The sequence below is a fragment of the Bacillus sp. FSL K6-2869 genome (assembly GCF_040869405.1).
In the GTDB taxonomy this organism is placed as follows: domain Bacteria; phylum Bacillota; class Bacilli; order Bacillales; family Bacillaceae; genus Bacillus; species Bacillus altitudinis.
The window spans coordinates 3,029,819-3,042,915 of the sequence record NZ_CP152035.1 but is presented as its reverse complement, the minus strand read 5'-3'; the positions used below and the strand labels follow the sequence as shown (position 1 = coordinate 3,042,915).

Here is a 13,097-nt window from a genome sequence, read left to right as displayed (position 1 = left end):
ATTCCTTTGGTCCTCAATTTTTGGGTGACATGGAGATACGTGTCTGCGGTTGTTTTTTATACTAGAATGTCTTAACCTTTCCCATACATAGTTCTTATTCAAAACGTTTACAGCATGGCTATGCTCAATGCATGTCTTTTATAAACTTCTCTGAAATACTTTCTCACAACATTTGTTTTGAACCTTTTAAAGGAGAAATGATTTTACCTTTAAGGCCGCTAACAACTTCGAGGTTCAGATCAACTTTATTCAAAATAAATACTTGCCACATTCAAATTAGTACTGTATAGTTCTAAATATGACAAAGGCAAAATTAATGAATCAAAAACGTGTACTTGAAGTAGCTGCAACATTATTTTTGGAAAAAGGGTTTGCTTATACGAGTATGGATGAATTGGTACGTGTAAGCAAAGTATCAAAGTCTAATGTGTATTATCACTTTTCTAATAAGGAAGAATTATTAGAAGGGGTCGTTGATTATTGGATTGACATGTATCAATCTGCAATGGATGACGTACTGTCTCAGACCCAATTTTCAGTTGAAGATCGTATTCAACTGTTTTTAAAGCAATTATCACAAGGAGTTCAGTCGAGAGAGTATAAGGGTGGCTGTCCATTTATTACTCTTTATATTCAAAGTCCTGCAAAGGCCACACAAATAAAAGAAAAAATAGGACTTTTTTTCACAGGATTACAAGAGAAAGTTTCTCTATTACTGAAACAAGGGGTAGAGAATGGGGAATTCAGAGATACGATTCAGATTGATGAGGTGGCATCACTTTTTATGACAAATCTTGAAGGAGCGTTATTTATTTCAGAAACATTGAAAGATGCCACTGTCATCACAAAAACAGCAGATCATTTATTTAACTTGCTTCGATAAAGAAGCATTTTTTTTACATCAAATTAGTACTGATTAGTACTAAAAAGGAGACCTCATATGAAAACAGTACTTTTAATTGGTGGAACGGGCTTTATTGGGAAGCAATTAGTCGAGGAATTAGCGAAAGAGGATGTGAACATTCTTCTTTTAGTAAGATCGAAAAGTAAAGCAACACGCACTTTTCAAGAAAGAGGTATTTTAAAAGAGGCAGTGATGCACTTTGTTGAAGGTGATTTGACAAAAGTCGATTTGGGTCTAAGTCCTGAAGATCAGGAGAGGGTATTGAAAACGGATGTGATCATTCACGCAGGAGGCCCTATGGATATTCAAGCGACAAGTAAAGAGGCAGCTTCCGTCTTTTTAAATGGCGCCAAATATATTGGTGAATTAGCTAAAAGTATTCATCAATTGAAAGGCTTGCAGCAATTTATCCATGTTGTCGGTTATATGAGTCCCTTTGATGATCAAAATAGCAAGATTGCCATCGACGTGTTTGAAGAAGGAAACGATTACTTGAAAATAAAAAATCCTTATGAGAGAACAAAGTTTTTAGCAGATCTTTTTATTCGTCAACAGGCATCTTCAGTAGGTTATCCTCTTTCTGTCATTAATCCGCCAACTGTCGTTGGTAGTAGTCAAACAGGGAGTACAGAGCAAATTGCAGGATTGGGTTTGCTTGTAAAGAGTATGCGAAGAGGGCTCATGCCGGTGATTCCTGGAGGTAAGGACTATCGGTTACCACTTATTTCAAACGATGAGTTTGCGAAGTTTATTGTACAGGTTTTCAAGTTGGAGCAGCCGGCTATTCAAACATATACACTTGTTGAAGACAAAGAGCACGATCAGAACGTTGCTGGACTATTAAGTATGATGTCAGAAAGTATGAATATGAAGGCACCTAGCATCTCTGTCCCAATGCCACTGATGAAAGCTGTCATGAATAGTGGTGTAAGTAAACTCACAAACATTCCTTCTGACGGATTGAATTTTATGACAAAACGAACGTTTTCAAATATTTCAGCGAAAAAAATAATGGGAGAAGATTGGTTTAAGAAGACGAGTGTCATGACATTTTTCCCTGCTGTAGTAGCGGATCTAGATTATCGAATGATGGCTCAAAATGGTGAGCACCAACATTTATTTAAACGAACATTATGCGATAATAACACCCTTTACCAATTACAAGGAGAAGGGAAGCCGTTTATTTTATTACATGGTTTATTGAGTGATGGAGAAGATTTATTTCCTTTAGCACAGGAGCTTCATGAGAAAACAGGTCAACCTGTATGGATCTTGGACCTTCCTGGTTTGGGGCGTTCTCCTTTTAAACGAGAGAAACATCTTCTAGATATCTATTTAAATGTAGTGAAAAAAGTAATAGAGAAAGCGACGAATGGTGCACATCTAATCGGTCATTCATTCGGTGCGTTTATCTTATTGGAAGCATTGGAACAAGGGTACATAGAAAAGGAGTATTCCATCACTTTACTTCAGCCGCCTGTTGCTAAAAAAAATGCTAAATCGCTAAATGTTCCACAATGGATGAACAAATGGTCATTAAAATTAGCAACTCCTAAAATGATAGAGCGTTATTTGTTAAGAAATGGTTTGTTTGAAAGCACGGAGAGCATTCCTAAACATTATATTGAAAAAATCAGAAACAGCTTTACTTCTCCTAGAATTTTAAATACAACGGTTCAGCTTAACCATTTATTACTGAAAACCGATCAAGGTGACTTTAAAGAAGTCACAAAGGATCATCTTCACATGATTTGGGGGGAGTATGACAGAGGCTATTCTGCGCCATCGCATCTTGGGAAGGTTGATTTTGTTCCGTATGGCCATCATTTCCCTCTTAGCCATCCGAGTGAAACGGCAGCATTAGTTATAAAAAATAGAATACTAGCAGATGAGAGTGTAGGATAAATAAAAAGTTTGTAGTCATTCAGATCAATCGTATCCTTTGCCCATCAACTGAAAGGTTTTGTAAAACACCCCAAAACGAAAAATGAGATTTATATGACAAGTAATCACAATTTATGTTTTTGGGGGAGTTGTTCTTAGCTTGATGGTGATGTGGGCGCAACCTTCAAAACACTACCAAGCTTCTGACGGCTTAATATGTTATAAGACGTATAACAAATATAAAACTCCATTGAATGCTTGTTTGATGAGTGGATGGGGGCATTTGAAACAATTAACAAAAATGAAGTGGCATTTGCAGAAGAGATGTATTTGTAATCCTCGAGTTGAAGAGCCTAAGTGGTCACGAATTAAAAAAATAACATATGTCAGTATACATGTATATAGAGATATGTTATTTGTGTTTTTGTGTTATAATCCAAATATAAGTGATTTAACATAATACTCGTTAATCTGGAATTATGTTAAATGACTCATACTGTATTTTATTAAACAAAACCATTGCAATGAATTAGAGCATTAAATAAAAATTATCCATAAAGCACAGCATAATAGATTAAACAAAAGTATTGCAATTAATACACATCTGCTCTTGTATTTCTGGTCGTTTTTCATCGATAAAGGGCGGGGAGAAGGCGCGAGCATGGCGGTAATAAACGAAAGATATACTCTAGGCGCAACAAATAATTACAAAATGATGCCTTTACAGTTTGTTTTTTGAGTTAAAGACGAAGAGAAGGCGTAATCAAGGCGTTAATAAACAACAAATAACATATATTGAGACTTGCGAGTCTTATCCGATGATGTCTTCTAATTAGAGAAGGCGGAGGACAAACAAAAAAATGGCCCAATTAAGGACCATTTTATGAAGACTAGCTTACTTGATTAGAGTGATTAAACTCACAATCAAGTGAGCCAAAGCTATCACGATCAGTATAATAGTGGATAGCTTCATATTATTCACCTCCTTTGAGGTGGAACGAGCTTGGGCTACTGGCATAGCCTAGGCTCTTTTTTGATTATACCTTAAAACATCCATCAATTGGTGTGTTTTATGTAATATTGCTAAAAGCACCTGTGGCATTAGGCTCGACAAGGGATTGATGATCGTCCGTTTAGAGCATTGGCACTTGAAATGATAGAAAACAAACAATTTTTGAGAGAATGTTCAAATGACTGGTTGGAAATGAAATAGCTTAGGGTGATATGAATATGGCATTGTGGGAAGGATAATGTTATCACTGTGTGAATCAAGAATAAAAGTATGAACGTGAATAACAAACAATTTGGTCGAAATGGATAATTGTAAAAAAGGACCCAAAACGTTGACAACATACGTTTTGGGTCTTTTTGTTTTTGAAAAAATAGAGGTTAACGAGGTGCATAAAACGCATCTAAGGTTTTCGTCATATCATCAGATGCAGATTGTAAGATAGTTTTTTGATCTAAAATCGCTGTTCCTTGTGCCCGGACAATATGAAATTGATGAAAACCCATCAAGTTTTGGAATATTTCCTTTAGATAATAATATGAAAATTCCAGTGGTGTGTACCGATCGTTATTTGTGAAAATTGAGCCACTTGCTTGTAGCAAAAGAACACGATAATCGTCAGTCATCAGACCAACTGAACCATTTTCTGTATACTTAAACGTTTCTCTAGCAATCAAAATATTATCTATATAATCTTTCATACGTGATGTCACATTGAAATTATGAACAGGTGATACAATCACGATTCGATGATGTGCTTTGAATTGAGCCAATAAAGCAGCAGAAGAAGCGGCGATTTTTTCCTCCGCAGCTGTTAATGATTGTTCAGATGCTTGCTTATCCCAAATACCTAGTAGCTGTTCTTTTTCGATACGAGGAATTTCAGTTCCATATAAATGTAAAATTGTTGGCTCCTTATGAGGGAATCTTTTTTTAAACTGTTCTAAAAATAGTGTTTGCAGTTTGTTTGAATAACTTTCTTGATGAGTGAAATCAGGGTGCGCGTTAATAATGAATGTTTTCATATGCATGCTCCTTTTCTTTTGATAAACTGAGTATAAAATATAAAGGTGACAATACATGTCACCTTTTTCAGAAGGAAAATCAAATGAAAAAATCAGAACGCTTAAACCAAGAGCTTATTTTTTTAAGTGATAAATATTCATTTCAATTAAAAGATTTAGAAACTGAATTTGGCATTTCTAAACGTACGGCTTTAAGAGATATGGAAGAGCTAGAGTCCATGGGCTTAGCTTTTTATGTTGAAAATGGCAGACATGGAGGATATCGGCTCGTGAATCAATCTCCATTGGTTCCGATCTATTTTCAAATAGATGAAGTTCAAGCCATTTTTTTCGCTCTTAAAGCCTTAGATCTGTTGTCAGCAACACCGTTTAAAAAGTCATACTCACAGATTCGCCAAAAACTGTTTGCTACAATGTCTGATGAGAGAAAACAAAGGATCACGGAGACGTTGGATGTCATTCATTACTATCATGTTGCGCCAGTAAGTGAACAAAATCATTTGGATTTGATATTGCAGGCAATGATGGAAGATCAAATCGTGAAGATGACATACACTCAATATGAACATAAAAGGATCAGGCTACAATTTCTTGAGTTGTTTTATCGAAATGGGATTTGGTTTACCGAAGCATATGATGTTCAGAATAAAAAGTGGGGCATCTACAGATGTGATTGTATGATGGACATGATGATCGAAGAAGAAACGAAAGACACTTTTACGAAGGAAGAATTAAAAGCACTGCAGCTCGAGTACGAAAAAACTTATCATGATATCTCTTTTAAATGTCGATTAACGGAACAAGGGAAAGAGAAGTTTTTGAAGAATCATTATCCGAATATGAGATTGGAGACCATTGATGATACGCCTTATATAGTGGGTGGGTACAACCAAGAAGAATTATCGTATATGACTCACTATTTGATCTCATTTGGGAAACATGTGAAAATTGAATACCCCGATGAATTAAAAGAAAGTTATCTGACTCAATTGCAAGAAATGATGGATCAATATATAAAATGAACGGATTGTATCTGAATCACAAAAACTCAACACATGAAAAAAGGCGAACTGTCGTAATTCGCCCTTTTTCTATTACTTCTACTTCGCTGCCTGAAATGTATTTGTTTTCGATTGGTCATTGACCTTCCCATACGTCAGCTGACGCCAGATAAATTCCATCGGTCCAGACTTAAATCGCTTTAACCATAACGTACTGAAAAGGACAAGGAAGGTATACACGCCAATTGCCATGAAGAACGTGCCAGCCGGTGAAAGATGATCGGCAAGTCCAGCTCCGTACTTGAGAAATAGCATTGTGCCAATAATGGAGTGAAGCAAATAACAGGTCAGGGACATTCGGCCGACTTTGGTGAACACCATTAAAGCACCTCGCAGCTGAGGAATGTGCAGAAACAGCATCGCAAGTGAACTCATATAAAACATACTGCCAGTCAATCCCCCATTTTGCTCAAGTGCAGAGACAATGTTCATCCATGGCGTATGTTCAAAAGGGGTGACCGCTGTCATAATCGTACTGGCTAGTGTGATAAGAAAAGCAATTGTACAAATCATCCAAATACGATTCCAAAGCGCTTTTTTCGTCTCCATGTTTTTGAAAAACGACATTTTCACAAAATACACACCAAGTAAAAACATGAAGAACATGGAATAGACGGTGGAAAATGAGCTCGAAGCCATCGTGAACATATCCGTCCACCGGTCACCTATCGATGCTAAATAAGTCAGACTGTTGTGACTGTTCAATTCAAAATCGGCAAAATCCGGCTTGCCTGATGATCCTGTACTGATGGTATTGAGCAGCATGGTGAAAAGAGGCGTGAGCAATTGAATCACAAAGAGTGTGATGAGCCAGTACTGGATGGTTTTGGCTGTGCGTTTGTAAAAGAAAAGCAGTAAAAAGCCCGCGACAGCATAATAGGTTAAAATATCTCCAATCCATACAAACGTGACATGCAGAAGACCAATCCCTAAGAGAATGGTTAATCTGCGAGCAAACAACTTGTTCGGGCTGTCCACCTTTTGAGCGGCTCGATCCATAAATATCATAAAACCAACCCCGAATAGAAAAGAAAATAACGTAATGAATTTCCCCGAGGCAAACCAATTCACAATGTGGTGAAAACCATCATTAGACTCCATCTCAAATCCCTTGACCGAATCCACAATCAAAAAATAGTTGACCAAAATAATCCCCATTAAGGCGAATCCTCGTACGATGTCCAAGAAATGCACCCGTTCTTTGAGACTCATTGGTTGTCCGTGTTCTACCTTGCTTACATTCATATCTATGCTCCTTTTCGTGTATTGGATCTAAAGATAGATCCTTCAATGAATCAATATACAGGTCAATTCTTAATCATTTATGAAGATCCAATTTTTTGAAAATAAATGTGACAACTTGATGGCAATTGATCATATTCATAAACACTTAAGATTTATGGTGTATCTTTTCACATAGCTAGATGATATATAGTAATAACATATAAGAATGAACATCATGAAGGATGAGGTGATTGAGACATGACCCATCGAATATTAGTTGTAGAGGATGATCAGGAGATCGGTGATCTTTTGCAGGAATCTCTGACACGTGCAGGGTATGAGGTGCTGAGAGCCATGAATGGCAAGCAGGCATTGTATGTTGTAGATGATTCGCTTGATTTGGTGATTTTGGATGTTATGATGCCAGGTATCTCTGGGATCGAAACGTGCCAGCAAATAAGAGCCACCTCAAATGTGCCAATTTTATTTTTGACCGCCAGATCTAGTACATGGGATAAAACCGAAGGATTACTCGCTGGCGGAGATGATTATATGACAAAACCTTTTTCAGAAGAGGAGCTTCACGCTAGGGTCATGGCGCAATTGCGCAGATATACCATCTATCAGGAAAAAAAAGAACAGGAAGAAACCTATTTAGTTGGCGGTAGCCTGAAGGTGAGTGAAGAATTTAATGAAGTGTGGAAAAATGGGCAGCAAATCAAGTTATCTGATTTAGAATATCGGATATTAAAACTGCTCATGAACAAACGAAACAAAATATTTTCTGCTCAAAATATTTATGAAAGCGTGTGGGGCCAGCCTTATTTTTATTGTTCAAACAATACGGTCATGGTGCATATCCGAAAGCTGCGTGCCAAAATTGAAGATGACCCGGCTCGTCCCGTGTATATCAAAACAGAATGGGGGAGAGGATACCGGTTTGGCACATCGTAAATATACGCTGACCAAAAAGCTGTCACTGCTCATTTTGGTCGCTGCTATCGTAAGTGGTGTTGTCTTTTTGACACTGCAAAAGATCACCGATCACCTGATCGAAGGATATTTGAGTTCAGATGAGTATGATCAGGCAGAGTCAGCCAGATACATTCAAACCTTCAGCCGCTACGTTTCAGAACATGAGCTGACTTCAACGGATCGAAAAGCATTCGGTGAGTGGGTGAAAAAAGAAGATTATATTAATCTCACTGTTTACAAGGATGAAGTGCTTCAATATGACTCGATTTACTCTGCCGCTGACGAATCGGCCTATGGGAAAGAAAAGGTGACCGACTACGCAAAGCGTCATTCTTACCCGGTTCAATTTAGCGATGGAGAAGGTAGGGTTATGGTAGAAGGGTTTTACTCCTCTCGATATCACGATCTCGCCTTTACACTAGAACTGCTTGGTGCAACACTCATTTTTCTCCTGATTGTGCTTGTTGGCATTCGCCGAAGTCTGCGTTACTTGCAAACGATCCGTGAAGAGATTCATATTCTTGAAGGCGGTGAGCTCGATTATGAGATGACAGTGAAGGGGCATGATGAGTTGGCCATGATTGCAAAGAGCATTGAGGATTTAAGAACAGCCTTTTTGGACAAGCTTCACGCCATTGATGATCTGCAGGAAGAGAGCCGCAGTTTGGTGACCGAAATGTCGCATGATATGAGGACCCCGCTGACATCACTCATCATGAATTTGGAATTTGCGAAAAAAGAGGGGGCCCTAACGGATACCCGCAAGGAGCAATATATAGCGAGTGCGTATGGAAAAGCCCTGCAATTAAAGAATCTGTCTGACAATCTATTTGCCTATTTCCTGCTAGATAAAGAGCACGAGTCAGAGCTTGAAACCGTTGCAGTGAAAGAAGTGATTTATGATCTTCTATCAGATCAGGTCGCCCTGCTGCATCAGGAGAATTTCACGGTCCATATTGTAGGCGAAATGCCGGATAGCTATATGAACGTAAACGTCGAGGAACTTGGCAGAGTGTTTGATAATGTGATGTCAAATTTACGTAAATACGCAGATCCTGAAAAGAACATTCAGATCACTTTTTTATCCGACCAAGATGTCTTTGAAATCCATGTGAGCAATGCGATAAAAAAGACAGACATCATCCCGGAAAGCAATGGACTCGGAGAACGAAGCATCAAGCGGATGATGTCCCGAATGCATGGACAGTTTGAAAGTGTAGAAAAGAACGATACCTACTACATCGTGCTGCGATTTTGGAATACCAAAATGTAGAGAGCAAAAACAACATCATGGAATGGGGAACAATCTGATGAAACGATTCAACAATTTCCAAAAGGTACCTGATCTTCTGCAAGCCCTTCTGAATATCTGCCTGTTCTTTCTAGCGATTGCGCTAAGCGTACTCTTAATTAGTGAAACATGGTACATCGTACAATTCGTCTATAAAACAGTGTTTAACAAAGGAGAAAGCTATTATGGAATGCTTGGCGAGCTGCTGATCTTCTTTATGTATTTTGAGTTTATTGCCTTAATTATTAAATACTTTAAATCCAATTTTCATTTTCCGCTGCGCTATTTTATTTATATTGGCATCACAGCTGTCATCCGTTTGATTATCATTGATCATGAACAGGCCGTATCGACATTCTGGTGGGCACTGGCCATTCTTGCGATGACCTGTGCGCTCTTTATCGCGAGCAAAAGAGATACTGCTCATGAGCATGAGGAAGTGAAGTGAGGAAGAAGAAGGACGAGTGGTCAACACTCGTCTTTTTTGTGTTTAAATGAACAGTTTTTGAATATGTGTTGATTAATGAACATTGATTGAAAGATTGACAATTGATGATGATGTATCTAGAAAATATAATATAAATAGACAGGTGTTCATAAATGAATAGATGTATATAAAAAGTATTCTGTCCAAAGCAGTTAACGGATTCACAAGTTCTTATGTTATGCTTTAGAAAAAGAGAAACCATTCATTTCCTAGACATTGATTGTCATCATTCTATCTATAGGGGTCGATCGTATGCGAAGTATTCAAAGTTTGTTTGTTGAATGGTTACTTGTACTTACAAAGAAGAAACTGAATGTTGAGGGGTATTTAGAAGAACGAAGAATGGCGAATCAATTACCTTATGTGCTGCCTGAGAAGTTGAAAAAGAAATATCACATCACCAAAAGCAGCGCGTTTTCAGTCGATACGTACATGTTGAAATCAGATGTGCAGCCAGATGATCATCAGGTGCTATTTTTACATGGAGGAGGCTATATTGAGCAGCCGCTCGTATGGCATTGGCGTTTCTTGGATCGATTGACGAAGCAATTAAATAGTACGGTGTATGTGCCAGTTTATCCTAAAGCACCGAATCATCAGTATATGGATGCAATCGAGAGTGTTCTCCCAGTTTACCAAGCTCTTTTAGAAAAAGGAACACCAGAAAAAATCGTCATCATGGGTGATTCTGCTGGCGGCGGTTTATCGTTGGCCTTTGCTCAATACTTAGCAAAAAAAGGTCTTCCGCAGCCTGGAAACTTGATTCTATTATCACCTTGGCTTGATGTGACATTAAGTAATCCTGATATCGCTAAAATGGTTCCAAAAGAGCCAATGCTCAACCTAGATTTACTAATCGAATCGGGCAAAGCCTATGCAGGTGATACAGATGAAACACATCATTTGATCAGTCCAATCTATGGAGAAATCAAATCGTTAGGACGAATTTCTGTTTTTATTGGCACTCATGAATTCTTTCTCCCAGATGCCCGGAAATTCAAAGAGATGGCGGACAAGCAGGGTGTTCCCATCAACTATATCGAATACCCAAAAATGAATCACGTCTTTCCTGTCTTCCCTATTCCCGAAGCGAACCAAGCGTTAAAACAAATTGTCGCCATTATTGAGAGTAAGACGTTCCCTTTGAGGGATATGACAAAATAGGATGCGAACATGAGGATGGCCAGCAATGCTCTAGCCATTCTCGTTTCTAATTGGAGGATCAAAAGTTAATTATGAACGAAACAGAACCGTTCTCATTTACAAGTATGCAGGAAGTAGCTCCTGTAGCTATTCCAGAAAGACAGTTCATTCAATCACATGACGGCATACGTCTTGCTTATTATCCGTTTTTATCAGAAACAAACACGCAGACCAATGTGATCATCATTCATGGCGGAGGCGCTCACAGCTTGGCTGGTTATGAGCATATCGCCTATACATTGCAACATGATTTTCACGTGAATGTGTTTTTGCTGGATTTGAGAGGCCACGGATATTCTGAAGGAAAGAAGGGGGATACACCCAAAGTCACTGACGTGTGGCAAGATATTTCGCAAGTTGTGGATGTCATCAAACAGCAGCACGAAGGAGCACTTTATCTTTGTGGTCATTCCTCTGGAGCTGGATTGCTGCTTCAATATCTATCTTGGGATGAAAAAAGAAAAGTAGACGGTTACTTTTTTATTGCTCCTGAATTTGGCTACAAATCTGACACAGCGAAGTCTAATCAAGTCCCTTTTGCCACAGTTCAAGTTTGGAAATTCGTGCTATCTGCGATGACAAAAGGAAGGCTGATGGGGCATTCAGAAGCTGTACGATTTCACTACCCAGCATGGGTAATTGCACAAGATCCACTTCTTTTAACAGGCATTACCATCAATATGTCTCTTGCCTTAACGCCATCTGCACCTCAAAAACAATTTGCAAGGCTGGACCAGCCTTATGGCATGTTTGTTGGAAGCGAGGATGAGTTATACGACGTAGACAAATTTCATCCATATCTGGCGCTTCCAAATCAGCAGGTGAAAAATCAATCTGTTTACCAAGTGATAGAAAACCATACTCATTTGTCCATTTTACTAGAATCGGGAAAAAAGATTGGGCGTACCATCCAAATGTGGAAAAGTTCCATTTAACCTGAACAACTAGTCAACACTCTACCTTTTTCTTAAAAATTTACATTGACACCATCCTTTTCTATGATAAAATCATAGTGTGATAATGAGAATCGTTATCAAACGATATGACTACATATAGAATGGATAGGTGAGGTACATGTTCAAAAAATCTTTTTGGTCGCTATTAGTTGTGCTCTCCATCGTATTACTTGCGGCTTGTGGCAGTAATAGCAGCGAAGGCAAGTCAGATAGTAATGAGAAAACAAGAACCGTTGAAAGCGCTATCGGTTCAACTGAAATTAAAGGATCGCCTAAACGTGTAGTGACGTTGTATCAAGGAGCAACTGATGCAGCCGTCGCTATGGGCATTAAACCAGTGGGTGTTGTAGAATCTTGGCTTGAAGCACCTACGTATAAATATTTAAGAGATGATTTAAAGGGTGTCAAAATTGTTGGGCAGGAAACACAACCAAACTTAGAAGAAATTGAAAAGCTGAAGCCAGATTTGATCATTGCATCAAAAATCCGTCACGAGCAAATTTTTGATCAGCTGAAAGAAATCGCTCCAACTGTTGCAACAGAAACAGTGTTCACTTTTAAAGACACAGTGAATTTAATGGGTGAAGCGTTAAACAAGCAAGACAAATCAAAAGAATTGCTGACGAAGTGGGATGACCGTGTCGCTGACTTCAAAGAAAAAGCAAAGAAAGACATTAAAAACTGGCCAATGAGTGTGTCTGTGGTGAACTTCCGTGCAGATCATGCAAGAATCTATCAAACTGGGTTTGCAGGTTCAATTTTAACAGAGCTAGGCTTTGAAGGTCCTAAAAATGTCAAAGATAAAAAGCAAGATATCATTACACTTACAGACAAAGAGAGCATTCCACAAATGGATGCAGATGTGCTCTATTACTTCATGGATGATCAGGATAAAGCAGTTGAAAAAGCATATAAAGAGTGGACAAGTCATCCTTTATGGAAGCAGCTTGATGCAGTGAAAGCGAAACAAGTGCATAAAGTTGATGAAATCACTTGGAACATGGCTGGCGGTATCACCGCTGCAAACATGATGCTTGATGATATTTATGATCGTCTAGGGCTTGATAAATAAGTGTAG

Annotated in this window: 11 protein-coding genes; 9 read left to right on the top strand and 2 right to left on the bottom strand. The window is 38.4% G+C overall.

The window, feature by feature from the left end; translation table 11 throughout:
* Nucleotides 1–316: 316 nt before the first annotated feature.
* Both MHI58_RS15825 and MHI58_RS15820 read left to right on the top strand, forming a co-directional pair.
* Entirely contained in the window at nucleotides 317–883 is a 567-nt protein-coding gene (locus MHI58_RS15825) for a TetR/AcrR family transcriptional regulator (RefSeq protein ID WP_045034565.1), read from the top strand.
* Between the two features lie 57 nt (nucleotides 884–940).
* Nucleotides 941–2,809 carry an alpha/beta fold hydrolase gene (locus MHI58_RS15820; RefSeq protein WP_045034564.1) on the top strand — a complete coding sequence of 623 codons (1,869 nt, stop codon included), beginning with the start codon at nucleotides 941–943 and terminating at the stop codon, nucleotides 2,807–2,809.
* A gap of 1,368 nt (nucleotides 2,810–4,177) precedes the next feature.
* Here MHI58_RS15820 and MHI58_RS15815 read toward each other — a convergent pair.
* A complete protein-coding gene (locus tag MHI58_RS15815; RefSeq protein ID WP_041507737.1) occupies nucleotides 4,178–4,822 on the bottom strand; it encodes an FMN-dependent NADH-azoreductase in 645 nt (214 codons plus the stop codon).
* An 83-nt stretch (nucleotides 4,823–4,905) separates the two neighbouring features.
* On the opposite strand from MHI58_RS15815, the gene MHI58_RS15810 reads away from it, so the two are divergent.
* Nucleotides 4,906–5,844 (top strand): YafY family protein, encoded by a 939-nt coding sequence (locus MHI58_RS15810; protein WP_045034593.1) that lies wholly within the window; start codon nucleotides 4,906–4,908, stop codon nucleotides 5,842–5,844.
* A gap of 78 nt (nucleotides 5,845–5,922) precedes the next feature.
* Here the strand turns inward: MHI58_RS15810 and MHI58_RS15805 are convergent, their stop codons facing one another.
* Nucleotides 5,923–7,128 carry a DUF418 domain-containing protein gene (locus MHI58_RS15805; protein WP_045034563.1) on the bottom strand — a complete coding sequence of 402 codons (1,206 nt, stop codon included), beginning with the start codon at nucleotides 7,126–7,128 and terminating at the stop codon, nucleotides 5,923–5,925.
* Between the two features lie 237 nt (nucleotides 7,129–7,365).
* Between MHI58_RS15805 and MHI58_RS15800 the strand changes: the two genes are divergently transcribed.
* The 6 genes from MHI58_RS15800 to MHI58_RS15775 all read left to right on the top strand — a co-directional run bounded on the left by MHI58_RS15800 (nucleotide 7,366) and on the right by MHI58_RS15775 (nucleotide 13,091).
* On the top strand, nucleotides 7,366–8,061 hold the full coding sequence (locus MHI58_RS15800; protein WP_024719771.1) for a response regulator transcription factor: 696 nt from the start codon (nucleotides 7,366–7,368) through the stop codon (nucleotides 8,059–8,061).
* Nucleotides 8,048–9,355, top strand: coding sequence for a HAMP domain-containing sensor histidine kinase (locus MHI58_RS15795; protein ID WP_045034562.1), 1,308 nt, complete (start codon nucleotides 8,048–8,050; stop codon nucleotides 9,353–9,355). The genes MHI58_RS15800 and MHI58_RS15795 overlap by 14 nt, the downstream gene beginning before the upstream one ends.
* A 37-nt stretch (nucleotides 9,356–9,392) precedes the next feature.
* The gene (gene psiE / locus MHI58_RS15790; RefSeq protein ID WP_024719769.1) at nucleotides 9,393–9,821 is read left to right on the top strand and encodes a phosphate-starvation-inducible protein PsiE; all 429 of its coding nucleotides are present in this window, start codon (nucleotides 9,393–9,395) and stop codon (nucleotides 9,819–9,821) included.
* 291 nt (nucleotides 9,822–10,112) lie between these two features.
* On the top strand, nucleotides 10,113–11,024 hold the full coding sequence (locus tag MHI58_RS15785; protein WP_045034561.1) for an alpha/beta hydrolase: 912 nt from the start codon (nucleotides 10,113–10,115) through the stop codon (nucleotides 11,022–11,024).
* A gap of 71 nt (nucleotides 11,025–11,095) precedes the next feature.
* The gene (locus MHI58_RS15780; RefSeq protein ID WP_045034560.1) at nucleotides 11,096–11,998 is read left to right on the top strand and encodes an alpha/beta hydrolase; all 903 of its coding nucleotides are present in this window, start codon (nucleotides 11,096–11,098) and stop codon (nucleotides 11,996–11,998) included.
* Nucleotides 11,999–12,137: 139 nt separating this feature from the next.
* Entirely contained in the window at nucleotides 12,138–13,091 is a 954-nt protein-coding gene (locus MHI58_RS15775; protein ID WP_045034559.1) for an ABC transporter substrate-binding protein, read from the top strand.
* Nucleotides 13,092–13,097: the final 6 nt, after the last annotated feature.

Bases quoted from the DNA above. Each gene is read 5' to 3' on its own strand.
- MHI58_RS15825 (WP_045034565.1), top strand. From the start codon at position 317: ATGAATCAAAAACGTGTACTTGAAGTAGCTGCAACATTATTTTTGGAA.
- MHI58_RS15820 (WP_045034564.1), top strand. From the start codon at position 941: ATGAAAACAGTACTTTTAATTGGTGGAACGGGCTTTATTGGGAAGCAA.
- MHI58_RS15815 (WP_041507737.1), bottom strand. From the start codon at position 4,822: ATGAAAACATTCATTATTAACGCGCACCCTGATTTCACTCATCAAGAA.
- MHI58_RS15810 (WP_045034593.1), top strand. From the start codon at position 4,906: ATGAAAAAATCAGAACGCTTAAACCAAGAGCTTATTTTTTTAAGTGAT.
- MHI58_RS15805 (WP_045034563.1), bottom strand. From the start codon at position 7,128: ATGAATGTAAGCAAGGTAGAACACGGACAACCAATGAGTCTCAAAGAA.
- MHI58_RS15800 (WP_024719771.1), top strand. From the start codon at position 7,366: ATGACCCATCGAATATTAGTTGTAGAGGATGATCAGGAGATCGGTGAT.
- psiE (WP_024719769.1), top strand. From the start codon at position 9,393: ATGAAACGATTCAACAATTTCCAAAAGGTACCTGATCTTCTGCAAGCC.
- MHI58_RS15785 (WP_045034561.1), top strand. From the start codon at position 10,113: ATGCGAAGTATTCAAAGTTTGTTTGTTGAATGGTTACTTGTACTTACA.
- MHI58_RS15780 (WP_045034560.1), top strand. From the start codon at position 11,096: ATGAACGAAACAGAACCGTTCTCATTTACAAGTATGCAGGAAGTAGCT.
- MHI58_RS15775 (WP_045034559.1), top strand. From the start codon at position 12,138: ATGTTCAAAAAATCTTTTTGGTCGCTATTAGTTGTGCTCTCCATCGTA.